The organism is Bacillus sp. ISL-55, from assembly GCF_018613155.1.
Lineage (GTDB): Bacteria > Bacillota > Bacilli > Bacillales > Cytobacillaceae > Mesobacillus.
The window spans coordinates 39918-65402 of sequence record NZ_JAGGQU010000006.1; the positions used below are offsets into that span (position 1 = coordinate 39918).

Annotated in this window: 21 protein-coding genes; 1 reads left to right on the top strand and 20 read right to left on the bottom strand. The window is 44.0% G+C overall.

Translation table 11 applies throughout. The annotated features are described in order from the left end of the window. Window positions 1-168 precede the first annotated feature (168 nt). Window positions 169-417 (bottom strand): DUF3892 domain-containing protein, encoded by a 249-nt coding sequence (locus tag J7E32_RS03020; RefSeq protein WP_483297595.1) that lies wholly within the window; start codon window positions 415-417, stop codon window positions 169-171. 338 nt (window positions 418-755) lie between these two features. Beyond that, window positions 756-1655 (bottom strand): superoxide dismutase, encoded by a 900-nt coding sequence (locus J7E32_RS03025; RefSeq protein WP_286182630.1) that lies wholly within the window; start codon window positions 1653-1655, stop codon window positions 756-758. Between the two features lie 331 nt (window positions 1656-1986). On the opposite strand from J7E32_RS03025, the gene J7E32_RS03030 reads away from it, so the two are divergent. Then, entirely contained in the window at window positions 1987-3036 is a 1050-nt protein-coding gene (locus J7E32_RS03030; RefSeq protein WP_214903370.1) for a M42 family metallopeptidase, read from the top strand. A 184-nt stretch (window positions 3037-3220) separates the two neighbouring features. On the opposite strand, the gene J7E32_RS03035 is transcribed toward J7E32_RS03030, so the two are convergent. The 18 genes from J7E32_RS03035 to J7E32_RS03120 form a co-directional block, all read right to left on the bottom strand. Continuing rightward, window positions 3221-4435 (bottom strand): acyl-CoA dehydrogenase family protein, encoded by a 1215-nt coding sequence (locus J7E32_RS03035; RefSeq protein ID WP_214903785.1) that lies wholly within the window; start codon window positions 4433-4435, stop codon window positions 3221-3223. A gap of 88 nt (window positions 4436-4523) precedes the next feature. Further along, a complete protein-coding gene (locus J7E32_RS03040; RefSeq protein ID WP_214903373.1) occupies window positions 4524-5738 on the bottom strand; it encodes an iron-containing alcohol dehydrogenase in 1215 nt (404 codons plus the stop codon). Between the two features lie 224 nt (window positions 5739-5962). Further along, window positions 5963-7492, bottom strand: coding sequence for an aldehyde dehydrogenase family protein (locus J7E32_RS03045; protein ID WP_214903376.1), 1530 nt, complete (start codon window positions 7490-7492; stop codon window positions 5963-5965). 248 nt (window positions 7493-7740) lie between these two features. Continuing rightward, a complete protein-coding gene (locus J7E32_RS03050; RefSeq protein ID WP_214903379.1) occupies window positions 7741-8634 on the bottom strand; it encodes a R2-like ligand-binding oxidase in 894 nt (297 codons plus the stop codon). Window positions 8635-8659: 25 nt separating this feature from the next. Further along, complete coding sequence (locus tag J7E32_RS03055) at window positions 8660-10177, bottom strand: class I adenylate-forming enzyme family protein (RefSeq protein ID WP_214903380.1); 1518 nt, start codon at window positions 10175-10177, stop codon at window positions 8660-8662. Between the two features lie 42 nt (window positions 10178-10219). Then, window positions 10220-11164, bottom strand: coding sequence for an MBL fold metallo-hydrolase (locus J7E32_RS03060; RefSeq protein ID WP_214903382.1), 945 nt, complete (start codon window positions 11162-11164; stop codon window positions 10220-10222). 64 nt (window positions 11165-11228) lie between these two features. Continuing rightward, a complete protein-coding gene (locus tag J7E32_RS03065) occupies window positions 11229-12227 on the bottom strand; it encodes a phosphotriesterase family protein (protein WP_214903384.1) in 999 nt (332 codons plus the stop codon). Window positions 12228-12241: 14 nt separating this feature from the next. Then, complete coding sequence (locus J7E32_RS03070) at window positions 12242-13216, bottom strand: quinone oxidoreductase family protein (RefSeq protein WP_214903386.1); 975 nt, start codon at window positions 13214-13216, stop codon at window positions 12242-12244. An 11-nt stretch (window positions 13217-13227) separates the two neighbouring features. After that, complete coding sequence (locus J7E32_RS03075; protein WP_214903387.1) at window positions 13228-14019, bottom strand: enoyl-CoA hydratase/isomerase family protein; 792 nt, start codon at window positions 14017-14019, stop codon at window positions 13228-13230. A gap of 38 nt (window positions 14020-14057) precedes the next feature. After that, a complete protein-coding gene (locus J7E32_RS03080) occupies window positions 14058-14837 on the bottom strand; it encodes an SDR family NAD(P)-dependent oxidoreductase (protein WP_214903389.1) in 780 nt (259 codons plus the stop codon). 39 nt (window positions 14838-14876) lie between these two features. Next, complete coding sequence (locus tag J7E32_RS03085; protein WP_214903391.1) at window positions 14877-15278, bottom strand: acyl-CoA thioesterase; 402 nt, start codon at window positions 15276-15278, stop codon at window positions 14877-14879. 112 nt (window positions 15279-15390) lie between these two features. After that, window positions 15391-15954 (bottom strand): TetR-type transcription factor C-terminal domain-containing protein, encoded by a 564-nt coding sequence (locus tag J7E32_RS03090; protein ID WP_214903394.1) that lies wholly within the window; start codon window positions 15952-15954, stop codon window positions 15391-15393. 79 nt (window positions 15955-16033) lie between these two features. Next, window positions 16034-17647 carry a long-chain-fatty-acid--CoA ligase gene (locus tag J7E32_RS03095; protein WP_214903397.1) on the bottom strand — a complete coding sequence of 538 codons (1614 nt, stop codon included), beginning with the start codon at window positions 17645-17647 and terminating at the stop codon, window positions 16034-16036. 40 nt (window positions 17648-17687) lie between these two features. After that, a complete protein-coding gene (locus tag J7E32_RS03100) occupies window positions 17688-18440 on the bottom strand; it encodes an SDR family NAD(P)-dependent oxidoreductase (protein WP_214903399.1) in 753 nt (250 codons plus the stop codon). A 451-nt stretch (window positions 18441-18891) separates the two neighbouring features. Continuing rightward, window positions 18892-19671, bottom strand: coding sequence for a class I SAM-dependent methyltransferase (locus J7E32_RS03105; protein WP_214903402.1), 780 nt, complete (start codon window positions 19669-19671; stop codon window positions 18892-18894). Between the two features lie 207 nt (window positions 19672-19878). Continuing rightward, a complete protein-coding gene (locus J7E32_RS03110; RefSeq protein WP_214903404.1) occupies window positions 19879-20940 on the bottom strand; it encodes a DUF3900 domain-containing protein in 1062 nt (353 codons plus the stop codon). A 124-nt stretch (window positions 20941-21064) separates the two neighbouring features. Then, complete coding sequence (locus tag J7E32_RS03115; protein ID WP_214903407.1) at window positions 21065-24202, bottom strand: AAA family ATPase; 3138 nt, start codon at window positions 24200-24202, stop codon at window positions 21065-21067. After that, a complete protein-coding gene (locus J7E32_RS03120; RefSeq protein WP_214903410.1) occupies window positions 24199-25344 on the bottom strand; it encodes an exonuclease SbcCD subunit D in 1146 nt (381 codons plus the stop codon). The genes J7E32_RS03115 and J7E32_RS03120 overlap by 4 nt, the downstream gene beginning before the upstream one ends. Between the last annotated feature and the right edge of the window lie 141 nt (window positions 25345-25485).

Here is a 25485-nt window from a genome sequence, read left to right on the forward strand (position 1 = left end):
CGGAGTTGAAGTTTCGGAGTTTCTAGGAGGCGTCACTAGACAAGCGTCTCGAGGGGCTAGGCGCTGTAGCTGGATTAAGAAAACTACATATGTATTCAATGACTAAATCTTTTTATAAAATATTTATAAAATATCTATAAAATAAAAAAAAGCAGGGATTCCTCCCTGCTAGAAATGTGGTAAATTATCAAGATTGTTTTCTTTGATTCCATCAGGTTCGCTTCTGAGGATATCACGGCCATATTTATGGAATACATCCACATGTGCCAGCTTCCCCGCTTTAGCCTCAGAAAGTGCAGAAATATAATCGAGCTCCCTGCCACTTTCTGTTTTAAATGCGATCAGATCGCCATCATCATTTTTCTTGACGGCAACGATTTCCTCTTTACCCGGTTGTGAGCTTGAGTTGGCTTCCAGTCCTGCCTGTCCCTGGCTTTGTTCTTTGTATTCATTGTAGATCTGTTTAAAGTCTTTGCTTTCCAAAAAAACACCTCCCGAACATATGTTTAGTCTTTGCTATAAGGAGGCTTTTATACAAATACTGTTTTCGTAAATTCTGTTGTTAAAATCCAAAAGCCGATTTTAACGTGATATAAAGTCATTTTGCAGGTCGGTATTAAGTGTGCAAGCTCTTTTCTCATAATATGCTTTAATTTTGTGAAGAAACATAGGTCTTTCAATCCTATTTTGTAGTCACTAACAACAAAGTTTGAGAAAAGAGCCTATACAAAAAAAGGGTGACAATAAGTCACTCCTCAAAAAGGCTGCCATGCCAGTGTTCTGGCTTTATTGTATCGCTGCTCGACTTCTTTCCAGTTAACGACATTCCACCAATTATCAACATATTTTGCCCGTTCGTTTTTATACTGCAGATAATAGGCGTGTTCCCAAACATCCAATACGAGTAACGGGACAACATCCCATTGAGATAAATTCTGATGTTTTTCTGCCTGGAGGATTTCCAGTCTGTGGGAACGTGGAGACCAAACAAGGATTGCCCAGCCAACTGCCTCAACATTTTTTGCTGCTTCCGAGAAATGCTTTTTAAATTGATCGAAGCTGCCGAATGAATCGTTGATTGCTTTTGCAAGCTGCCCTTTTGGCGAGCCGCCGCCATTTGGTTTCATGATGTTCCAGAAAATCGTGTGCAGATAATGGCCAGCACCATTGAAAGCAGCTTCTCTCTCCCAATGTTTAATCAACCCGAAATCCCCAGTCTGCCGTGCCTTCTGCATCTCTTTTTCAGCCTTGTTCAATCCATTTACATAGCTTTGGTGGTGCTTGGAATGATGCAGCCTCATGATTTCTTCAGCGATGACAGGCTCAAGTGCATTGTACGCATATGGCAAAGGTGGCAGTTTATGATCTCCGATTGGGACTGGCTGCAGCCTTTGGCCTTGCTGGCGCTCATTTTCTGTTTCAAAATCACTTACAGACTCCGCGAGCTCGTCATATAAGTTTCTTGCTTGAGCATATAGCTCTTCCTCATCCATGGAAGTCTCAGCTCGAGCTTTCAATGTTAAAAGTTTTTCTTCCCACTGCTTTAATGCGGTTTCTTCTGTTGAGTCTCTATGTTGCCCTTTTACAGAAGCCAATTTTGCTTCCATTTGCCTGCACCATTCCACCAATGAATATCTGAACCAATACCCATTCATTATAATCCCTCCCCAAAACTGCATCCATAATCAAAATATGAATAGACTGGATTGGTGATTACAGTATTTTGGATTAAGGCTTACTTTGATGCAGGAAAAAAGTTTATAATATGAATTATGTAAGGCTCTTTTCGCAACTTTGTTGCTTTCTCAACCGAAAGTAAAAACCGGCACCTGGGTTTTTAAGAGTATAAATACAATCCTTATTCAAAAGTCTCCTCGAAAAGAGCCCCGACATATTTATTAGAGCGATTACTAAACATGTTGGAAAAGTAATAATCAACTTGGACACAGTCATAGTTGAAGATTTATTTAAGAGAGGAGTTTTATAATGGCATACCCGAACACAAATGAAACTGTAAGCTTATTGAAGGAATTGGTCAGCATCCCAAGTCCTTCGGGAAATACGAATGAAGTTATTACATATGTAGAAAATTATTTAAAAGAATTACAGGTTGAAACGAAACGGAACCGCAAAGGCGGATTGATTGCAACTCTTCCTGGCAAGGACCAGCAAAACCACAGAATGCTGACAGCCCACGTTGATACTCTTGGAGCGATCGTAAAAGAAATCAAACCAAGCGGGCGTGTAAAGCTTGATTTGATTGGCGGTTTCAAATATAACTCCATAGAAGGCGAGTATTGTGAGATTGAAACTTCAAGCGGCAAAAAGTTCACTGGAACAATACTAATGCATCAAACCTCCGTCCATGTTTATAAGGATGCCGGGAAAGCAGAACGCAACCAGGACAACATGGAAGTGCGTCTTGACGAAAAAGTACATAGCGTGGAAGATGTGAGGGCACTTGGAATTGAAGTAGGAGATTTTATTTCATTCGATCCACGTGTTCAAACAACGCCTTCAGGATACATTAAATCACGTCACCTTGACGATAAGGCAAGCGTCGCGATTCTGCTTCAGTTGATCAAACAAGTTAAGTCAGAAAACATCGAACTGCCATATACGACACACTTTTTGATTTCCAATAACGAGGAAATCGGCTATGGCGGGAACTCGAACATCACACCTGAAACCGTTGAGTATCTGGCGGTCGATATGGGCGCAATGGGTGATGGCCAGTCAACGGATGAGTATACAGTTTCCATCTGCGTTAAGGACTCGAGCGGCCCATATCATTACGAACTAAGGAAAAGGCTGACTCAGCTGGCAATTGACAATGAAATCGGCTATAAGCTTGATATTTATCCATTCTACGGATCAGACGCATCTGCTGCTATCCGTTCAGGAAATGATATCATCCATGGACTGATCGGACCAGGAATCGACTCATCTCATGCCTTTGAAAGAACGCATAAAGCTTCAATTGAAAACACAGCGAAGCTGTTATATCACTACGTTCAATCTGAAATGATCTTATAAGAGTAAAAAGGTGACAGCTTCAAATGAAGTGGTCACCTTTTTTACATGTGTGCACCCTAATTCAAGAAGTTCAAGTAAAGATAAATCAAAAGAATAATACGGTTCATTGCTGTTTATACCCAAAATGACTTCGGCAGCGATTTACGGGCAAAGCAAAAGTATTTACACAATCACTCCCGTTTTTTTACTTCACGGCCTCTTCGGTAACAGACTCAAACGGCCAGGCTGGAAGCATATTGGACAATGGCTTATCGACTCGATATCCTAAAACATACTCCCCCTGCATGACTGTATGAATTTCTCGAGTTCCTTCATAAATGACAGGTGCTTTAGCGTTCCTTAAATATCGTTCTACCGGATATTCGTTGGAGAAACCATATGCACCGTGGATTTGGACGGCATCGTTTGCTGCTTCATAAGCATAGTCGCATGCCTGCCACTTTGCCAGGGAGGTTTCCCGGGTATTCCTCTTACCCTGGTTTTTAAGACAGCCAGCACGGTAAACGAGCAAACGTGATTGTACCAACCCTGCTTCCATCTTGGCGATCATCTGCTGGACAAGCTGGTGTCTGCCAATCTCCTTGCCAAAGGTGCTTCGTTCATGGCAGTATTTTACACTAGACTCTAGGCTTGCCATGATTGTTCCACATGCACCGGCAGCTACTGTGAAGCGTCCATTATCCAGTGCAGACATCGCAATTTTAAACCCATCTCCCTCTTCCCCCAACAAATTTTCTTTAGGGACCTTTACGTTATCAAAGAAAATTTCACCGGTATTTCCGGCCCTAATACCCAGCTTTCCTTTTATCGCTTTAGAGGAGAAGCCTTCCCAGGTTCTTTCCACAATAAAGGCAGAGATGCCATGGTGTTTTTTACTTTTATCCGTATAAGCAAATACAAGGAAGTGGTCCGCTACATCACATAATGAGATCCATGTTTTTGATCCATTGAGCACATAGTGGTCTCCTGCATCACGCGCCGTTGTCTGCATCGCGGCAACATCAGAACCCGCATTTGGTTCGGTAAGCCCGAATGCTCCAACCTTCTGCCCTTTTGACTGAGGAACCAAATATTTTTGCTTTTGATGCTCATCTCCCCACTGCAGCAAGGTCATGCTGTTCAGACCGGTGTGCACCGATACCGCTGTCCTGAAGGCCGTGTCGCCGCGCTCAAGTTCCTCGCAGACAATCGCCAGGGAATTGTAGTCCATCCCGCTGCCGCCATATTGTTCCGGTATACAGACACCCATGAGTCCCAGGTTAGCAAGCCTTGTTAAAATGCTGGTTTCAAAATGCTGTTTCTCATCCCACTCTTTTATATATGGCATGATTTCCTTGTCTACAAAGCTCCTGACCGTTTTTCTCAAAAGCTCTTGTTCTTCGGTAAAATCAAAATTCATCATCTGTGACCACTCCTTTATAAACTCGAGATGTTGGAACTGTAAAAAGAGGGTGAATCATGGACGGATTCCCCCTCTTAAATCCAATTTATTTCACGCCAATCGGCACGACCTGCTGGCCAACAGCCTGAATCAGTTCTTTTGGCATCGGGAAGGATACGGCTGCAGGGTCCTTGGCAACGGCACCAGCAACTCGCTCCAGGTCTTCTTCGGTTAAATTGTATTCTGTAAAGTCCGATGGTAATCCAGTCTTATGCTGAAGCAATCTTATTTTTTCAACGACTTTTGCCAGTACCTCTTCATTCTCTTCATCAGCATTAAAGTCAACTCGCAATGCCGAGGCTAGCTCTTTTACCTTCGGAAGATACAAACTCGGTACATATTCCATTACCACAGGCAAGAAAACGGCATTTGCCAGTCCGTGTGGAATTCGGAACAAAGCGCCATATGCATGGGCGAAGTTATGGACTGGAATCGCGTTCAAAGCAAAACTGAAAGCAGTGATTCCCATTAGGCTCGCCTGCAGCATTTCCATTCTTGCGTTAAGATTGGAACCATCTGCGACTGCAAGCGGAAGATTTTTTTCAATCAGCCTGATTGCATGCAAAGCATGGGCATCCGTCAGTGCAGTTGCACTTGGTGAAGCAAACGCCTCGATTGCATGGGTTAGTGCATCAAAGCCGGTAAAAGCTGTGATCGCCGGCGGCAGTCCCACTGTCAAATCGGGGTCAAGCACCGCTATGTCCGCACTGAGGAAAGGATTGATGATATTGCCTTTCATCTGGATATCCTCATTGTAGATGACCGCAATCGGCGACACCTCGGATCCTGTTCCTGCAGTTGTCGGAATGGCAATGTGCGGGATCGGGATATGGGTTGCCTTAGGAAATTGCTCGAATAAAAAGCCGCCAGGGATCGCTTCCTTGATGTCGGTTAACCCTTTATGCAACGCATACTTCACTCCCTTGACCGTGTCAAGCACGCTGCCGCCTCCGACAGCAAGCAGCCCGTCAGCCCCCACTTCCCTTGCATACCGGAGAGCTTCATTGACCGACCGGCTTTCGGCATCCTGGGCAATGTCGACATAAATCCCGGCTAGTTCAGGGCCAGTACCCTTGCTGGTCAACTCAAAAATCTGGGCGACCTTATCTACTACGCCGGCTTTTTCCAGACCCCTGTCGCTAAAAAGAACAACTCTTTTAGAGCCTAAGCCATTGAACAAATCAGGTACCATGGCACGAGAATTTGATCCACTGTAGATTGCCGAACGAAGGGAGAACTGTAATAATGTTGTCGTTTGCATCCTTTTCACCTCATATAGTTTTTTTAGGCTCTTTTCTCAAACTTTGTTGCTATTTGACTACAAAATAGAATTTTTATGACCATTTTACTTCGTATAGTTGATTCTTTTGTGAGAAAAGAGCATACAAACTTAATTCCGAAATGCCAAATGAACTAATATTACGTTAAAATCGGCTTTAGGATTTTAACAACAAACTTTACGAAAACTGCTTTTTTTAAAATCCATTATTCAGCTGTATCGGATAAAAGCAGTCCATACCAAATTCGCTTATGGGCTTCCGGTACCATCGAAGTGTGCACATGCTTGACTTGAGTGTAAGCATCGAGTGAATGCTTGCCCATCTCGCGGCCGATTCCGCTCTGCTTGTATCCTCCAAATGGCGCATCATTTCGCAGCATATGCCAGTCATTAATCCAGACAACCCCGGCTTGCAGCTTGCGGGCTACTTCGTACGCTTTATTCACATCCCTGGTCCATACACCGGCAGCTAGACCGTAGATTGAGTCATTCGCCATTTTGATGGCTTCGTCAACATCTGTATAACGAATCACAGACAAGACAGGACCGAAGATTTCTTCACGAGCAATTTTCATGTCATTGGTTACATTTGTGAAAATCGTTGGTTCAACAAAATGGCCATCTTCACAGCCAGCAACCTTAACTTCCTTTCCACCGCAAACAAGGGTGGCTCCTTCTGCTTTTCCCGCTTCGATATATGATAAAATCGTCTCTTTTTGCTTTTTTGAAATGACAGGACCAGCATCCGTAGCAGGATCAAGTGGATTGCCAAGTTTAATCTTCCCAGCCAGCTTCACTAAATTTTCAACAATCACATCGTGCAAATGATCCGGAACAAAAAGTCTCGTACCTGATTCACAAAGCTGCCCTGAGTGCAGGAATACCCCGAACAAGCTTCCTGGCAAGGCAATACTTAAATCAGCATCTTCGAGGATGATGTTAGGTGATTTGCCGCCCAGCTCCAGCGTCGTGTTCTTTACTGTCCCAGCAGCTAGCTGCATCACCTTTCGGCCCACTTCAGTCGAACCTGTAAAAGCAACCTTATCAACTTGTGGGTGGCTTGCCAGCTTTTCCCCAACTTCAGCACCCGGTCCAGTCACGACATTAATGACTCCGGGCGGTACGACTTGTGAAATGATTTCAGCCAGCTTCAATGTCGATAATGGGGTGTAGCTCGCCGGTTTCACCACAATCGTATTTCCCATCGCCAGTGCAGGCGCGATTTTCCATGTCGCAATCACCATCGGCAGGTTCCATGGAGTAATCGCTGCGCAAACTCCGATTGGTTCGCGCCAGATAAAATTATGAGCCGGCCCCGGGAATGGCGGACTTGGCAGCGTTTCAGAGAACTCATATTCTTCAACGAACTTGGCCAAAGTCTGGAACAAATCGACCATTTGCAGAATATCGTTTCCGCCTATTCTCCTCACCGTACCGCCGGAACTGACCGCTTCAAGATAAGCGAGCTCTTCAGCATGGGCAGCAATCTGATAGGAAATGGCGTAAAGCACCTTCGATCTGTCCTTTGGCTTCATATCCTTCCAGTCAGTTTCATCAAATGCCTTACGTGCTGCATCAACGGCCTTGTCAACATCGGCTTCATTTCCTTTTGCCACCCGTGCCACGAGCTCACCAGTTGCTGGGTTAAAGACATCAAACGTTTCCTGGCTGCTCGCTGCCTCCCATTTTCCATTGATGAATAATGGGAACGTTTTTACATCTACATTTACAGTCATTTTGCTTCCTCCCTCACTTCTAAAAAATTGTTGTTTATATCCCTTATTAATGGTAGTTTACAAAGAGTTCTACTTTTCTTAGACTCCATTCTTCAAATCATAGTTATATCTACCTTGCAATTCGGCCTGAATTCATTATTTCGACCACTTTTTCGACTTTTCCGACCACATTTGTGAATTATTCGACCACATTTTCGATTTATTCGACCACATTTGCAATTATTTCGACCAAATCGAATTGGCTGAACTTATAAAACTCCCATCTCAGTTTCTGTGACTCTGTAAATCTCTTCTATTCGCTTGCCCCTTGCACGAGAAAGGATGTCCATTCGGACAGAAAGCTGTTTCATGGTAAAATTCATTGTATCTTCAATCTGGTTTCCGAAAGTACTTACATCCTTGCCTTTGAAGCCTTCCTGGTTCAGGCGGATGGCGAGCGGAGTAAGTTCCTGCATTTTTCCTTCAACAAACTCGTACAAATGTGGATGCTCACAAATTAGTCTTTGCAGCAGGAATGTTCCATAGCCGATATGCCTTGATTCATCTCTTTTCAAATTGCCGATCCCCTTGAGGAGTCCTGGCATCAGGCCGAGTGTTTCAAGATTTTGATAGAATGAATAATAGCCAGTTTCAGCTAGGACTCCCTCAACGAACATATTGTAAACAGTTGCGGCTTCAGCGATAGCTTCAGGCGATTGATCTGAGAGCAGACGGTCCATTGTTGTTGGAAGGATTTCGTAGAAAATCGTTTTATACGTTTCTGTATGGTGTCTTGATAGATCACCTGTTTCACCCAGCGCATTCAAGACTAGCCGGAAGAACTCGGTATGCTTCGCTTCTTCAAATAAGAAGGTGGTTAAAAACATCTCCTCCTCGAGCCTGCCTTCCTTGGCGATGGCCATGATCAGCGGCAGCAAATCGAGCGTAACAGCTTCTTCACCAGCCTGGAACTGTGAAATCAGTCGCAGAATATCATTTTGCTGTTCGGCGTCCAACTGCTTCCAATCTTGTTGGTCCTGGCTAAAATCAATATCAGCAGGGTTCCAGATGCCGAATTTCTTCGCTTTTTGATAGAGACGGAATGGGAATGAGTCTGTCTGCAATCCTCGCTTGCTGGTTGTTAATATTGTTCTTTGCTCCACTTGCACTCCTCCTCGAAAAAATGGCTTAATTTTTGATGATAGCAGCAGCTGTTTCTCTTAGACGGGTCTTCAGGATCTTGCCGACTCCGTTCCGCGGCAAAGTTTCCATAAAAACAACTCGCTTCGGTGTTTTGCTTTTGGCCAGATTATCCTGGCAGTAATGGATCAGTTCCTCTTCTGTTGGTGACGCGCCATCTTTTTTAACGATACATGCAACGATTTCCTCACCCATTGCTTCATCAGGTACCCCAACAACAGCGGCTTCTGAGACAGACTCATGGGCGTTCAGCAGCTCTTCGATATCACGGGGATATACATTAAAACCGCCTCTAATGACCAAATCCTTTTTCCTGTCGACGATGTAGAGATAGCCTTCGTTGTCAACTCTGGCCATATCACCGGTGTAAAGCCAGCCATCCTTGATGACCTTTTTTGTTTCTTCTCTGTTCTGGTAATAGCCAGGAGTGACATTATCACCAGAAACGATCAGTTCCCCAACTTCTCCAGTGGGGACTTCCCTGCCCTGATGATCAACAATTTTTATGTTGACTCCTGGAAGCGGTATTCCGACTGAACCTGGTTTTATTTCAATTTTTTTATTATGTGCTGTCACGATTGGAGCTGCTTCTGATAAGCCATAACCCTCAAAAACTTCTGCGCCGAACTTTTGGCGGAATCCGTTAAGTAACGCAATTGGCAATGGTGCCGATCCGGAGCCAATCCACTCTAGAGAGGATGTTTCATAATTGTCTGCATGAGGGCTGCCTACCATTGCGTGAATCATCGCAGGCACTGCTGAGAAAGCTTTGACCTTGTATGTCTCGATGGCTTTGAAAATTTCTTCTGGATCAAACCTGGAGAAAACAACAACTGAACTTCCCGTTATATAGCATGTATTCGATATGGTAAGCCCGTATACATGGGCTAACGGCAGGACGCCAATTGTAACGCCTCGCTCGGTTTCATTATGGGCAGCGGAGTTAGCAGCATTGGTGTAGAGGTTTTTGTGGGTCAATAGAACGCCTTTCGGATTTCCAGTCGTTCCTGAGGTGTATAAAATCACTGCGGTTTCGTTTTCATCAGAATCAACCTCAGTGACAGCTGACTCCGTAGACATGAGATCATAAAGGTTCAATACGTCTTCACTGCCAGGAAGATCTGTAACGACCAGCATTGGTTTGACTTCAAGGCCTTCAATCGCTTTTTTCATATTATCTGCTGTATAGGATGAGGAAATGACAACTTTGGCTTCACAGTTTTTGATAATGTATTGGATTTCTTTTGGATGCAGGGTGAACATGATTGGAACAATGACAGCACCGCTCCTGGTAATGCCTTGATAGGAGAAGATCACTTCAGGGTTATTTGGCATACAAACGATCACTCTGTCTCCTTTTCCGATTCCAAGCTTATGGAGACCATTCGCGATCTGGTCAGCGTAATTCCTGGTTTCTATATTTGTATACTGCTGACCGTTATAATAGATAAATGGGTATTCCCCGTATTTACTGATATTATTTTCAAGCAGCTCTTTTAGCTTCATGTAATCCTCTCCTGTTAAAAGTTTAAGAAGCTTTGGCAACTATCAGATCAGCTTGTAATATGTGATTGAGTTCCGTTCCTCTTTCATCACCTCATTTCGGGCCTCCATCAAATCAAGATGGCCCTGTATTTGTGAGAGCCCAAGGAAAACGATTCCACCCTTCAAGTGCGGGTAGACCTCCTGGCAAATCTCGTAAACATTTTTATCACGTTCTTTTAGAACCTGCCGTATTTGCTGGCAGCGAGCATCCTGCTGAGCTAATCTTTTATCAATGAGCTCAATGTACTGTGTGAATGGTTTACCGTGTCCTGAATAACATTTTCCAAGCTGTCTGTCTCTTGAGCGGAACAGGGATTCCCTGTATTGGATCAAGGGAGCCGGACGATGATTCTTTCCTGGTACTGGAGGCTCTATAAAGGCGTTGACGGCCAGCTCGGGAATGATATGGTCACCGACAAATGTTATTTCCTGCTCCTCATCGATCAGAAGGATATCCGTCTGGCTATGCCCTGGAACATGCAATACACTGTAGGGTCTTCCTCCTATGTATACATCATCACCTTCGCTGACATAATGGACATCTTGCCATATTTCTTCCTTGTATTTTCTCGCATGCTGATGAGCGGAAGGGTCAGCACCACATTGCTTTAAAAAATCTTTGAAAAAATGGTCAATCCTATTAAACTCTGTTTCTCCTCCGGTAACTACTGGCTTGGCAAGCTCATGTACATACACTGGAAGGCTGGCTTCTTGTTGGATCAGGCTGACTCCACCACAATGGTCCGTATGCATATGGGTCACAATGATATGATCAAAATCTCTAAAACTGAGCTTATTTTCATGTAGAAGAGATTTAAGCTGGTAAAAGGACTTCTCACCTGGATTTCCGGTATCTATAAGTGTGGCTGTTTCACCTAGAACGGCATATACGACCACGATCCCTTCAGAAAAAGGCGAATCGAGTGTAAGAGGTATTATTTTTTGCATAGATCATCGCCCCTTTCTACTAGAATCAGGAGCTGAACGTGCTTCAGCTCCAAAATAATTATTTCTACGATACTACCTTTGCAGGAGTGCCATTGAAAAGGCCCACTGCATTCCCGCCGAGCATTTTATCAATTTGTGTTTCAGACACTCCGTTTTCCCTTAGCTGCGGAAGGATGTTGGTGAAAATATGGCCCGGCTGCCAGTTCTCCATGATTTTGGCTGCCTGATCTGGCATAACAGGCGGTCGTCCCAGCCAGATATTCACCGTGTCATGTGCCAGTAGTATTTGATCTTCGTACCCTTCATTCAGTAAAGTAAGAAGAGTCTGTACCCGTTCATGGTCGAAAGGAGCTCCAACCATCCCCTGGATGCCGAACCGGTCCAAGCCGATCCGGACGCCCTGGTTCAGAACTTGCTTATGATATTCAGGATCGGTATTCCCGCACATATGGCCGATGATGATTTTTCCAGGATCTGCTCCATGTTCAATCAGTAAACTTACTTGTTCCGGACCCATCGTTCCTTCCTGGGTGTGGGTGAGGATTACTGCACCCGTTTCCTGTTGTACGCGTGCGCCCGCACGGAAAAACATCTTTTCATACTCTGTGATTTCATCCTTGCTTGAAGCGAGCTTAATCACCCCAGGCTTTATTCCAGAACCTGCGATCCCTTCAGTGAGCTCTTTCTTGAACATTTGATAGATTTCCTCTTCTGCTGTGCCCAAAGCCTGCCTGAACTTAAAATATGGGGTTGCCCCTTCGCCCTCGTAATAATAACCGGTAGCACAAATAATTTGGAGACCAGTCGCTTCAGACACTTTCTTTAAAAATGCAGGGTTTCTTCCACACTCATTTGGCGTAGGATCCACGACTGTCTTCACACCAAAGCTCTGCATGTACCTGGCAATGTTGATTGCCTCTTCCAGAGCCGATTCCACATTAAAAGCACCCAAAGTAACATCGCCCTGGAAACCAGGATATCCAAAGATAAAGTGCTCATGAATCAGCGTCTTTCCCAATTGCTCCGCTTTAATAGGACCAGTTACCGTATTGATTGTTGCCATACAGAACACCCCTTTTATGGTTTAAGAATCAGCTTTCCCTTCGTCTGCCGTGACTGCAAAAGGCGATGGACTTCTGCTGCCTGCTCTAGCGAGAATACGCCTCCAATGGTCAGTTTCATTTGTCCTTTCGATAAATAACCAAGCATCTCAGCCATACTAGTTTGAATCAGCGCCGGCTTTCTCAAGATTTGTGGCAGAAAAAAACCGATGACAGACTGGTTCCTGGCCATTAAGGATGATGGATAAAAGCGGCTCTGCTCTCCGCTGGCAACTCCATAGATTACTAGCCGCCCAAACGTGGCAAGGCATTTCAACGTTTTATTGAAAATTTCGCCTCCTGCCATTTCCAGCGCGACATCGACCCCTTTACCGCCAGTCGCTTCCAGGACCTTTTCCTCCCATCCTTGTTCCGTATAATTAATAAGTACATCAGCTCCCATATCAGCTGCCAATGCGAGTTTATCATCTGTGCTAGCAGTTGCTATCACTTTGCTTGCGCCTGATAGCTTGGCGAGTTGGACAGCCAGTGTACCGACTCCTCCTGCTGCAGCATGGACCAGCACGGTTTCACCTGCTTCAAGGCGCCCCATCGTTTTCAGGATGTGATAAGCACTCAGACCCTGAAGCGGGAGTGCGACCGCCTGCTCAAATTCCATCTTGTCCTGTAAAGGTATCAGCCCGCGGCTGTCAGCCAGGGCAAACTCAGCGTAACCTCCAGATTCAATCAAAGTAACAACGCGATCGCCTGCCTGAACATTTGTTGCGAATTCCCCTGTTTCAACTACTATGCCCGCAATCTCTGCTCCAGGGATAAACGGAAGTTTTGTTGGAACCACATATTGACCTTCTCTTCTTGCTGTGTCTGCATAATTGACTCCAACCGCATGGATTTCAATTAATACTTGATGACCTTTAGGAACTGGGCGTTCTAGTTCTACCATTTGGAGAACCTCAGGACCTCCATATTCTTTCAGTTGAATTGCTTTCATGGTTTTCCTCCTTAGTTGCCTGTAAAGTTTGGCTTTCTTTTTTCCTTGAAGGCTGCAATTCCTTCTTGATGGTCTTCAGTTGATACCATCATTGTCTGTGTGATTCGTTCCTGCTCCAGTATTTCTTCCAGGGTTGCTGTCAAAGAATGGTCAACCAGCTTCTTGATCATCCCATACGTTCTGGTCGGGCCTTTTGCCAGCTGACCGGCGAGCTTCAGAGTTTCTTCCTGTAACTTTTCCACAGGCACAAGATAATTGATGACTCCCAGCTGGTATAAACGCTCCGCCGGTATGGGTTCTGCAGTAAACAAGAATTGTTTTGCCAGATGCGGGCCAACTAGTCTTGGGACAAAATAGGAACCCCCGCCGTCAGAGACGAGGCCAACCTGCGAAAAGCTTAGCGCGAATTTACTGTCATCGGCTGCGATAATTAAGTCACAAGCTAAGGCTAGGTTAAAACCTGCACCAGCAGCAAATCCATGAACCGCCGCAATGATTGGCTTCTCTGCAGCTTTCATCGCAAGAATACACTCATTCAGCCTGCCGATGTGATCATAGACGCCTGCCGCATTTGCCTGGCCCATCGTTTTCACATCACCGCCCGCACTGAACGATCGGCCGGCACCTGATAAAACAATTACCTTTACCTCACTGTCGTTCTGTGCCTCTCTCAATGTCTCCGTCAGAGTTAGAATCATCTCCGGGCTAAAGGCATTCAAGCTTTCGGGTCTGTTTAAGGATAAGGACAGCACTGCCCCATTTTTATTGAAGATCAAATGGTCACTCGTCTTAACATTCGTCAAAGATATCACCCTTTCTAAGATTTTAATAGAATACTAAACTACTTAATCAACCAGCCGCCATCAACGAGAATGTCAGAACCCGTCATGTAGGAAGCTTCACGTGAAGCGACAAAAGCAATTACATTCGCAATTTCATCAGGATTGCCTGCTCGCCCTAGAGCTGTATTTCTCCTGATGGCTTTTACAAATTGTTCATTCTTCATTCCCTGCTCAGTCAGGGGAGTTTCCACGAAACCAGGTGATACTGAATTGACCCTGATTCCGTAAGGAGACAATTCCAATGCCATTGCTTTTGTAAAATTGATGACACCAGCTTTAGCAGCACTATAATGGGGGATATGGGCCCCTGCCTGGTGTCCGGATAAACTGGCTACATTCACGATTGAACGGTTTTGAGACAGATCTCCTTCCTTCTCTGCACTATTTGCCATGAGCTTTCCAAGCGTTTTCGAGACAAGGAATACACTTTTTAAATTCGTATTTTGTACAAAGTCCCAATCGCTTGCTGAGGTGTCCATGATTTTTGAGTGGACCGAACCGCCGGCATTATTGACAAGGACATGTAATTGTCCATATTGCTCTTCAATGTAATCTGCTAACTCTCTAATATCTTCTTCATCTGTCACATCAGCAGAAAAGATTTCTGCTCTAGGAAGCTTATGGTATTCATTAATCTCCTTCGCTGCACTCTCCAGTTTGGATTTCGTCCTTCCGACCATTATTACTTTTGCTCCTTCACTCGCAAACCGGCCGGCCGCCGCTTTCCCAATTCCGCTCCCGGCTCCTGTAACAAGAACCACTGAATCTGCAAATCTCAATTTTGGCACCTCCTAAATATAAACGGAATATTCAGTTTTTTAAGCGTGTAATAAATAGCTTTTCAGACCTTCTTTAAGCAATTCTGGCAAGGACTCACTCTTTTGATTTGTAAAATCATAATACACAATGATTGCGTTTCCCTTAGCAATCAGCTGCTGCGTTTGCGAGCAAATAATATCATGCTCAAGCTGGAAGCTTTTTGAGCCAATTCTTGATACATAAGTTTTTACTATTAATAACTGATCAAAATAACCCTGGCTGACGAAATCACATTTAGTGGAAGCTAAAATGAACCTCCAGTCAGTCAATTCCATGCTGTAGCCTAAAGACTCGAAGAAACGGATCCTTGCCTCCTCCAGATAAACAAAATAACTGGTATTGTTAATATGTCCGAGCGCGTCCGTCTCGCCGAATCGAGCTTGAACCTGAATTTCCTGCATTATAACTCTCCTTTACTCTCGACTGTATAATCATTCTTCGTACTAACCGGTTGGTATGTAATTGATATAGAAAGAGGCTTGGCTCTCTCAAGCCCCTCCCTACATTTATTCTTCAATTGACTTCAATTCCCTTTAGAATCATTTCGACAAAAATCTCGGCCACTTCCCGGTCTGATATCTTTCCCTCAGGATTGAACCACTGGTAACTCCAGTTGGCAGCACCCAAGATCCCAAAGGTAACAATAACAGGATTCAAATCCTTCCGGAATTCGCCGCTATCGATTCCTTCACGAATCAGTCTTTCAACGTTCATCCTGAATTGATCCCGCTTTGCGACAATCTGGGCAAGCCTGTCATCACTTAAGTGACGCATCTCCCTGAAAAAGATTTTGGCCGATGCCCCCTGTGATTTAATGCTGCTAATCAGCATATATACGATATCGAACAATTTTTGCTTGCTAGTTGACTGTTCTGAGAGAATTTCTACTTGACGTCCTAATAACTCGTCAATATATCTCAGGTGTATATCCATCAGTAATTCTTCTTTGCTGGAAAAGTAATAATAAAACGAACCTTTGGTCACCCCGAGTGAGTCAACAATATCCTGGATGGATGTCTCACTGAAGCCTTTTTTCTCGAATAATTTTATGCTGTGTGCTGTAATTTTTTCTTTCACTTTGCTGTCCTCGCAATCCTACTAGTCTGCACAGAAATTATACCATAATTTACCCCCTGTCCCTTTGAGTAAAAATTATTTATATACTTTTCACTTCTTCTCTTAGTGCCCTGCGTAAAATTTTGCCCACGCTCGTCTTCGGCAGCTGTTCACGGAATTCGACGACGTTTGGAACCTTGTATGCCGCCATATTTTGCCGGCAGAATTCCTTGATTTGTGCTTCATCCGCTTCCTTGCCTGCTTTTAGCACGATCACTGCTTTGACTGCCTCACCTCTATATTCATCCGGGATGCCAATCACCACGGCCTCCTGGACAGCTGGGTGTTCATACAATACTTCCTCGATATCACGCGGATAAATATTATAGCCGCTCGCAATGATCATGTCCTTTTTCCTGTCGACTATAAAGAGATATCCATCGTCATCTACCTTAGCGATATCTCCCGTAAAGAGCCATCCATCCCTCAATGTGTTTGCTGTCTCCTCTGGCATATTCCAGTAGCCCTTCATAACCTGCGGCCCTTTGATGATTACTTCACCCAGTTCTCCAGCTGGTACTTCTTCTGTTCCTGTTGCCAGGTCGACAACTTTGTATTCTGTTGATGGCATGCCGATGCCGACACTGCCAGGCTTTCGCTCCGCAAAACTTGGATTGCAATGTGTAGTTGGCGATGCTTCCGAAAGACCATAGCCTTCAAGGATTTTTGAACCAGTTTTTCTCTCAAATTCTTTTAGCAGCTCGACTGGCATAGGCGCACTGCCGCTGTTGCAAATTTCTATGCTGCCGATTCCATATTCCTCTGCTTTCGGGTGGTTCGTGATCGCGACGTACATCGTTGGCACACCTGGAAACATGGTCGGCTGCTCATTTTTTATCGTATTCAGTACCTCTTCCAGATCAAAGCGCGGCAACAAAATAATCTCTGCCCCTGTATAGATTGATAGATTCATACAGGCTGTCATCCCAAACACATGGAACAGGGGAATCACCGTCAACGAGCGCTCTAGTCCAGGTTTGATGTCATTCTTAAAAAATTCATATGATTGCAGGACATTGGCAAGCAAATTCTGATGGGTCAGCATCGCTCCCTTGGACCTTCCTGTCGTTCCGCCGGTATACTGCAGCACAGCGACATCCTCTGCGGGGTCAACATCCACTACAGATGTCCGGCCGCTGCTTTCTGATAAAAACACTTCAAATTTTGTATCTGGTGCAAAAGCATGCTCAGAAGGCTGGAGACTGACAACGATGATATTTCTTAGTTTGGTAGAAGCCTGAACACTCTTAACCTTGGCATAGAGCGCATCAAACACGACAATCGTTTCCGCTCCTGAGTCATTGAGGATATATTCAAGTTCACGTTCAACGGACATTGGGTTAACCTGGGTGACTATACCTCCTGCTGTCAATACACCAAAATAAGAAATCACATATTGAGGACAGTTAGGAAGCATGATGGCAACCCTGTCTCCGGCCTCGACTCCTCTGTTTTGAAGTGCTGAGGCGAAATGTGTCACAGTGTGGGACAACTGTTCATAGGTAACTTTCCTGCCATAGAAGGATAAAGCATTATTATGAGGGTACTTCTCTGCTGATTCTCGAAGCATTTGCGGCAAAGATTTTTCAGGAATAGAGATAGTGGAAGCAATGGAGTCAGGATACTTGGAAAGCCAGACTTTTTTTTCGCTCATTTAATTTCCCCCATTCAAAATATAACTTAATAGTATATGGCTAAAATGTCAGTCCACCGCCGTCGACTGACAAAGTGGCACCAGTAATAAAGGAAGCTTCATCGGAGGCTAAGAACAGAACTGCATTTGCGACCTCCTCAGGTGTTCCGATTCGTCCTAAGGCATTGGCCCTCGAAATAATTGGCCATTTCCGCTCATCATTTTTCCACCCGTCGATAATTTGCGTGTCGATAACACCCGGGGCAATTGCATTTACACGGATACGATCTCTGCCGTATTCCAACGCGGCATTTTTGGTCAGCAGGATGACGCCAGCCTTGGATGCGTTGTAAGCTGCAAGATATTTTTGACCCTTGATCCCAAGCAAACTTGAGGTGTTAATAATCGCTCCGCCGCCAGCCTTTTTTAGCTCCGGAACAGCATACTTAATGCCTAGGAAAACGCCTTTAAGGTTTATATCAATGACCCTGTCCCAATCCTCTTCCTCAAGATCAACACTTTTAACATCCGGATTCCCTATGCCTGCGTTATTAAAGAGAATATCAAGCTTCCCATATGCTTCAATGGTTGTTGAAATAAGTTCTTTCACCTGTTTGGAATCGCTTACATTTGTCTTGATAAAAAAGGCATTCCCTCCTTGCTGTTCAATTAGCTGTGCTGTTTCTCTTCCACCTTGATAATTGACGTCCGCGATTACTAGCTGAGCTCCTTCAGCCGCAAAGCGCAGTGCGGCGGCACGGCCAATCCCGCTGGCACCGCCAGTAATGATTGCCGTCTTGTTTGCTAATCTCATTTTATTCCCCCTCAGGTTATCTACTAACCGGTCGGTATGTATCACTTACTTTATTATAACGTTTATAATGAAATATTCAACTATTAGTCTAAATATTCTAAAAATAACAAGAAAAGCGTAAGCACCTTGGTCAGCCCCGACAAGCGCTGCCCGCCAAAGAACACCACGTCCTGTGGCTGGCGGGTCTAGCACATCGTGTGCCTCGGAGGGACGACCTGTGAAGTCGTTCTTTGACTTCATTGGGCGGATCGAAATCGAAAAGTATAGCCGACTGTCCAGAAACGCAAAAACTGGAGACTCCGACAAAGAAGNNAGTTTCGGAGTTTCTAGGAGGAGACACTAGCCAAGCGACTCGAGGGGCTAGGCGCTGAAGCTAGACACTAATTTGCGAGCAAAATGTTCATACTTATAAAGTAGAAAAAGCCCTAAGGTTACTTAGGGCTTAAGCAGTTTAAAGTTTTATTTTAACTGCTTTTGTTGCTACAAAACATTTAATATACTCATCAAGTGGTCTTCTGCCGCCAAAATCATCTTCATACAATCCAGCAATGACCAGACCTGCATCAATTTGACCCTGGATCTGTTCCTCTAATGTATGGCCGAATTCTATCGTTTGATCTGATTTGAAAAATTCTTCCTTTTCTTCATCTGTCAGGTTGTCAAGAGACGAGGTTGGAATCTTATTTTTCACCACCAGGTTCCCTTTCATATCCTCTTCATCATCGAAAATAAATAAGAGAGGATTCGTAAAGCCGGATATTAGCGTCCCTTTGTCTTTCAATACTCGTGATGCTTCGTTCCAGACTTGTGAAATGTCTTCGACGAATAAATTTGCCACTGGATGAATGATCAAGTCAAATTGCTCATCATTGAAGGCTGAAAGGTCTGTCATGCTGCATTGTAATGTACTTAAATTGAGTCCGTCTCTTTTCGCTACAAACTCATCCTGTTCCAACTGTTTTTTTGAAATATCAACAACAGTAACATCAGCTCCTGCTGCAGCCAGAACAGGACCCTGCTGTCCGCCGCCGGAAGCAAGGCAAAGAACGTTCAATCCTGCCATTGATTGTGGAAACCAGCTTCTTGGGACCGGTTTTCCAGTCGTAACTGTTATTTCCCATTCTCCCGCTTTGCTTTTTTCAATTATTTCTCTTGAAATCGCCTTAGTATAAACTGATTCACTTTCAACCTTCTTGTCCCATGCAAGACTATTTTGTTTAACAGCATCCATTGTATTCACCCTAACTATCTTAATCGATTAGTTTTAAATAGCAGCACATATAAAAATGGTAATCTACCATAATTATATATTTAATCATTCCTTCCTTCCAATAGTAACCAGAAAATGAAGTTGATGACAAGAAGAAAAAAGCACTGGCAATTATGCCAATGCTTTTCTGTGTATGAGTATAGAATATGCCTTGCTGTGTATGGGGAATCAGCCCTTTTGCCTGATTCTTTCAACTACAGTACCAATTTCATCGGGTTTTGCAAATTCTACTGGAGAAAAGCCTTTTTCGAAGGTGATGGTGTCGGCTTCAATCATGATCACATACTTTCCATTAATCTTTGCCAGATGGATGCTGTCACCGTAATCAGCCAGCAGTCCTTTTACCGAAATGTGGTCAAGTTTCATTTTAAGCTCCAGTTCAGGTGTATGTTCGATAAGCTGTGCAGCTGCTTCAATGACCTGTTCGGGCTCGAAGCGTTCCTGGAGCTCGCGTTTTTCGCTGGCCGCCCAAATCTCCATTGCATTTTCCAGCTGCTCCCGTTCTTCACTTTCAGGCTCGAAGGTTTCTTCCATATGACCGCGGACCATCTCTATGACCTGAGTCTTAACGATTTCCGGCATCGACTGGCCATACTCTACATATTTAAGGAAGTCTTCGAAATAACGTGCATGTGAGGACTGGTTGATTTTTAGTTCATTATCCTGGATCATACCCTCTTCTGGCATATAGGGATACTGTATTGATTTCATGTTTTTCGTCGTTATCGCCATTTCCACCTGCCGGATCAATGTCGATTCATCGGAAATAGAGGCAACCTTTGGTTCGAAATCGCATTTCAGGATGAACACGAATGCATCATCAAAAAACTTGCGCAGCTTGGCTCTTGCTACAATGAAAGCTCCGCCTCTTACTGCGCTTGTATCTACGTAAGCAATGGCGAATTTTTCACTCTCTTGCTGGAAGTCTTCCTTTGACTCTGCAAAACGGACACGATGGAAGAGGTTGAAGTTTGGGTTGGAGGTTAAATCATGGCCCTCTTCAACGATGAAGTAGCCGAGCTTGGTGGGAACTTCATCTGTTTTTGGATGGCGATCCACCTTGCGCTTGACGATTTTGGCGAACTCGCCATCAAGAAAATCCTTTAAATGACTTGATTCATATTCTTGCTCATTCAATGTCTGGAAATGCTTATATCTTTTATCTGCCTGCTCACCTTTGCCTTCTACCTGTACAACATAAAATGATAAATATTGAACTTCAAATTCCATTCTAAAACTCCCTGCTGACCAATGTCATTTCTTCCTTATTTAGCCCATAAACCATTCATGATATAAAGGCTGCTGAATAATCGAGAAAATACAGCACCTATTTCAAGATGCTGTATTTCTCAGTTTAATTCATTAAATGAAATTCTGTTTTGCTTCCTGTTTGGGTGGAGATGACCTCGAGCCTTGCGTCAATCCGTTCCTTTAGCTCTGGTACATGGGAGATGATTCCGACGAGTCGGCCGCTGCTCTGGATATCGATTAATGCTTCAATGGCCTGTTCCAGGGACTCTGGATCAAGGGTTCCGAAGCCTTCATCGATGAACATTGTCTCTAATGAAACTCCACCTGCGTAATTCTGGACAACATCAGCCAACCCCAGGGCAAGTGATAACGCCGCCTTGAAGCTTTCTCCTCCAGACAATGTCTTTACATGCCGCTCCTGTCCGGTATATGCATCCAGAACCAAAAGCTCCAATCCACTCTGTACATTGCCTTTTGAACGATCAGTCTTTCGTAATAATCGGTATCGTCCGCTCGTCATCTTGTTGAGTCTTACATTAGCCTCTGCAAGAATATCATCTAGGAAAGCTGCCAGGACAAAGCGCTCGAATGTAATCCTGTATGTGTTCTGGCCTTTTGAAATCTCGAATAAATGGCCGACTAGCTTGTATTTTTCCTCAAGCACCTTCATCTGCTCATTCAAAGAGTCTACCTGTTCCATAATAGATTGATTATCGCGTTTTTTAAGATTTAAATCCTGGTATGCTTCGTCTGTTTCTTTGATTATTTTATTTAATTGTGCGAATTCTGATTGAAGTGCTTCCAAATCTGGCTTCTTGACATCTTTTAGCATCTCAGACTGCTCTGCGAAACGATCCGTTACTGACCTGACTTCTTCTCGATAATTCAAGATGTCTGCATCAAGCTGTTGAATAGCCTGTTCTGGTATTTTCGCCTGGTGATAGGCCTGATAGTTTTCAAAGCCCTGGGATGTCATATTGTTTTTGAATGTTTCGCGCTCGGCTGTCAATTGCGTAGCTATTTCCTTCAATCTCTTTTCAGCCTCTTCACTCCGTGCTTTTTCGGTTCCCAGAAGTTCTTTCGCTTCCTGATAATTTTTGCGGGCCTGCTCCAGTTCCTCATCAAGCTGCTTCTGTAAGAGTCGTGCTGATTTCATTTTCAATTCGAATACTTGCAGTGAGCGCAGTTGTTCAGGTATTTTCCCTGTTATTCTCTCTAGGGTGGTTTTCTTTTCTGTATACTGGATCATCAGGCTTTGATAGCTTTCGTCGATAGCTTTCAGCTGCTTATTCAGCCTTTCTCTGTCGTCTTCAAACCTTTTGATTTCAGTTTTGATTTTTTCCAGGGCTTTTATTTTTACCGAATACTGTTTCTGCTCATTTTGGAGCTTTTCAATATCACTTTCAGTCAGAAGTACGGCATCAGCTAACTGGTCAACATCTAAGTCAGGGCGGAATTTGACGACCTCAGCCATCATTTCTTCTCCTGTTTCAATCATAGACCTTAATGTCGTATCTGTTTCAATATAAGACTTTTCAGCAGCGCTCTTCTCTTTTTCAACACCAGTGATCTGCTCCCGGGCAGCTTTTAGATCTTCTTCGGTCGGGATAAAACCTTCTGTTGCTTTCGCGGGTTCAGGATGATCCTCTGATCCGCAAACAGGGCAAGCGCCACCTTCATGCAGAGATGCAGCCAAAACAGCAGCCTGTGAATGCAGCCATTTTTGCTCAAGAGCTTCTACTGCGGCTTTGGCATCATTCAGTCTGGAAACAGCTTGGTTAAACTGACCTTTGCGGGTTTCAAAACTCGAACGAACCTGTTTGACTTTCTGATTGTGGTTGCCAAGCTTTTTCAGCTTGTCCAATTCAAGCAGCAGCTTTTCCAATTTCCGGTCATTCTCCAGATAAGTAATCTGCGCCTTTTCGGCATCTTCCTTTTCTGTAAGCAAGACTTTAAGTCGCTCCTCTGTTGACTTAAGCTTGGCTTCATTGTTCTCCCGGTTCTGTACCGATGATTCCAGTGCTTGCTTTAGCTCTGCAAACTGTGCAGCTATGCTGGCGAATGCATGTACATCTTCCTTCATATTTTCAAGGCTGTTAACCTGTTCAGCAGCTGCTTTTCGCTCAGGTTCCCGATCAATTTGTTTCTGGTGTTCTTTTTCGGCTGCTGTGAGTCTCGCTGTTAATTGTTCAATTCGCTTCGTGATCACACTTACCTGATTTGTTATACTGTCCAGGTCGGCCTTAAGTCGGTGGCAAAGCTGTTCCTGTGCATTCAGAAGGGCTGCTTTTTTTGCAAGCACTGTTTGTTTTTCTTTTTCTTCAAAAAGGTCCTTTTGAGCTTCAAGCTTTTCCTTTGTCATCTTCAAGGTTTCTAGTGATTGGATTTGTTTTAAGGTTGCTTCCGCTTCGAACAAACGCTGCTGCATTTTATCGCGGTCCAGCTGAAGCTTTTCACGGTCTTTATTCAACTTTTCAAGTTTTGTTTCCATTGCGCCAATTTCTTCTTTCAAAAGCGGGAGGATCAGGACATCGTTTGTACTGCCAGCTTCTACATATTCCATCAATTCTTCATTTTCGACAGCTTTAATGCTGCGAAGGGCTGAATTTCTTTTCTCAACCTGGTCCTCAACCGATTTTTTCAGGACAGTTGCTTCTTCTCTAAGTTTTTCTTCTACTCTTTTATAGATTTCCGTATGGAAAAGTCTTTGCAGTATGACTTCTTTTTCTTTACTGTCCGACGTTAGAAGCTTACGGAATTCCCCCTGGGGGATCATCAGAATCTGCCGGAATTGATTGCTGTCGATGATCATGATCTCCTTGACCTTTTCATCCACTTCGCGAACATTTGAAGCAAGCAGCTGCAGTTCTCCGTTTTCGTCAATTAAATATAATTCTGCTTTTGCACCGACAGTAGTCGTTCCTTCACCAGACTTCTTTTTCTTTTCCTGCTGCGGAGATCTGGTAATCTGGTATGTCTTTTGACGCAAAGAAAATTCAAGCGTAACTTCAGTCAATAACTCATCATCCGCAAACTGGCTTCGCAAGTCGGAACCATTCCGGTCCTCACCGCTTGCCTTGCCGTAAATCGCATAACTGATGCCATCAAAAATGGTTGTCTTTCCGGAACCAGTTTTGCCAGAAATGACAAACATCGTCCGGTTTTCAAGCTGCCTAAAGTCAATTGTTTCCGCACCGGCATATGGCCCAAAGGCCTGCATCGTCAGTTTCAGAGGTTTCATTTTTGTCCCTCCTCCTTGAATACTTTGCCAATCACATCTGTCATGACACCGCGTTTATCTTCAGTAAATTCGCTTGTCGTCATTTCCTTGTAAAACTGTTCGAAAAGATCTAGCTCGGACTTTTTTTCTTCCCTGATCGAGTTGAAGTGCTGCTTATGCTTTTGATCAATGGATTCAATTTTACGATCAAGATGAAGAACATTCGGGAAGACCTGGCGCAGCTTGCCCATTGGGTCGATTATGGCTCCATCGTCAAGCAAAGTTACTTTTAAATAATCATTAATATTTTCTTTTTCATAAAAGGAAGGATCGAGAAGTTGTTCCAGATGGCCTTCCAATTCACGCATATCCTGCTTCGGTTTCAGGGTCCTGTAACGCATATCAAAACTGCCGTTTTCGTTCATTTCTACGATTGTAATCGATTTGCGCTGTTTAGCCTCTGAAAAAGAGTATTTTAATAGGGAGCCTGAGTATTTTATTTTGTCATGTTTGATTGCGTCTGGGCTGTGGAGATGGCCGAGTGCAGTGAATGCAAATGGGTCAAACAGGTCCTGGGTGACACAGCCAGATCCACCGACCGATAATGAACGCTCTGAATCGCTTGAGTCACCACCGAGAACGAAAGCATGTCCAACAAAAACATTTGCTTCGTCAGGATTCAGATTTTCTTCAATTTTGCCGATCACGGCCTTCATCGCGTCCTGATGGGAGTGGATTGAAGAATCGTCAAGCATATGGCGGACGACACCAGGTTCTGCATAAGGAATAAGGTAAAAATTGACCCCGCTTATATTCACTGGCCTAAAGTCGTTCGTCATTTTTCCGGTAAGGTAAAAATGATTATGGCGGTACCATGAGCTGCCAAATGATAGACGTTCTGCACTGTCGTGGTTGCCTGCAATCGCTACAACAGGCGTGTTCAGTTCCACGTTGATTTTGAATAGTATTTCGTCAAGAAGCTCTACTGCATCAGTTGGCGGTACGGACCTGTCGTATAGATCCCCTGCAATTACAACAGCATCAGGCTGTTCTTCCGCGACAAGCTCAATAAATTGATTCAATACCTCTCTCTGGTCTTCGGTCATGTACATTCCGTGGACAAGCTTTCCGAGATGCCAGTCACCTGTATGAATAAATTTCATGCAAATCCCCCTGTTTCTATAAGAAGTTATCTATTTAAATAATTTTTTAAAAGCCAATTTGACAATGCTACTATTATATCAAACTCAAAAATTTAATGGTCACTCAAAAAAAGGAAAGATTTATAGAACATTTGTTCTTAT

What these genes read in the sequence shown, in the direction of transcription:
- J7E32_RS03065 (WP_214903384.1), bottom strand. Translation starts at nt 12,227, where the DNA reads ATGGCAACAATCAATACGGTAACTGGTCCTATTAAAGCGGAGCAATTG.
- J7E32_RS03110 (WP_214903404.1), bottom strand. Translation starts at nt 20,940, where the DNA reads ATGGAATTTGAAGTTCAATATTTATCATTTTATGTTGTACAGGTAGAA.
- J7E32_RS03105 (WP_214903402.1), bottom strand. Translation starts at nt 19,671, where the DNA reads ATGGATGCTGTTAAACAAAATAGTCTTGCATGGGACAAGAAGGTTGAA.
- J7E32_RS03045 (WP_214903376.1), bottom strand. Translation starts at nt 7,492, where the DNA reads ATGACTGTAAATGTAGATGTAAAAACGTTCCCATTATTCATCAATGGA.
- J7E32_RS03025 (WP_286182630.1), bottom strand. Translation starts at nt 1,655, where the DNA reads ATGAATGGGTATTGGTTCAGATATTCATTGGTGGAATGGTGCAGGCAA.
- J7E32_RS03035 (WP_214903785.1), bottom strand. Translation starts at nt 4,435, where the DNA reads ATGAATTTTGATTTTACCGAAGAACAAGAGCTTTTGAGAAAAACGGTC.
- J7E32_RS03115 (WP_214903407.1), bottom strand. Translation starts at nt 24,202, where the DNA reads ATGAAACCTCTGAAACTGACGATGCAGGCCTTTGGGCCATATGCCGGT.
- J7E32_RS03055 (WP_214903380.1), bottom strand. Translation starts at nt 10,177, where the DNA reads ATGAAGCTAAAAGAGCTGCTTGAAAATAATATCAGTAAATACGGGGAA.
- J7E32_RS03070 (WP_214903386.1), bottom strand. Translation starts at nt 13,216, where the DNA reads ATGAAAGCAATTCAACTGAAAGAATATGGAGGTCCTGAGGTTCTCCAA.
- J7E32_RS03060 (WP_214903382.1), bottom strand. Translation starts at nt 11,164, where the DNA reads ATGCAAAAAATAATACCTCTTACACTCGATTCGCCTTTTTCTGAAGGG.
- J7E32_RS03095 (WP_214903397.1), bottom strand. Translation starts at nt 17,647, where the DNA reads ATGAGCGAAAAAAAAGTCTGGCTTTCCAAGTATCCTGACTCCATTGCT.
- J7E32_RS03040 (WP_214903373.1), bottom strand. Translation starts at nt 5,738, where the DNA reads ATGCAAACGACAACATTATTACAGTTCTCCCTTCGTTCGGCAATCTAC.
- J7E32_RS03085 (WP_214903391.1), bottom strand. Translation starts at nt 15,278, where the DNA reads ATGCAGGAAATTCAGGTTCAAGCTCGATTCGGCGAGACGGACGCGCTC.
- J7E32_RS03030 (WP_214903370.1), top strand. Translation starts at nt 1,987, where the DNA reads ATGGCATACCCGAACACAAATGAAACTGTAAGCTTATTGAAGGAATTG.
- J7E32_RS03100 (WP_214903399.1), bottom strand. Translation starts at nt 18,440, where the DNA reads ATGAGATTAGCAAACAAGACGGCAATCATTACTGGCGGTGCCAGCGGG.
- J7E32_RS03120 (WP_214903410.1), bottom strand. Translation starts at nt 25,344, where the DNA reads ATGAAATTTATTCATACAGGTGACTGGCATCTCGGAAAGCTTGTCCAC.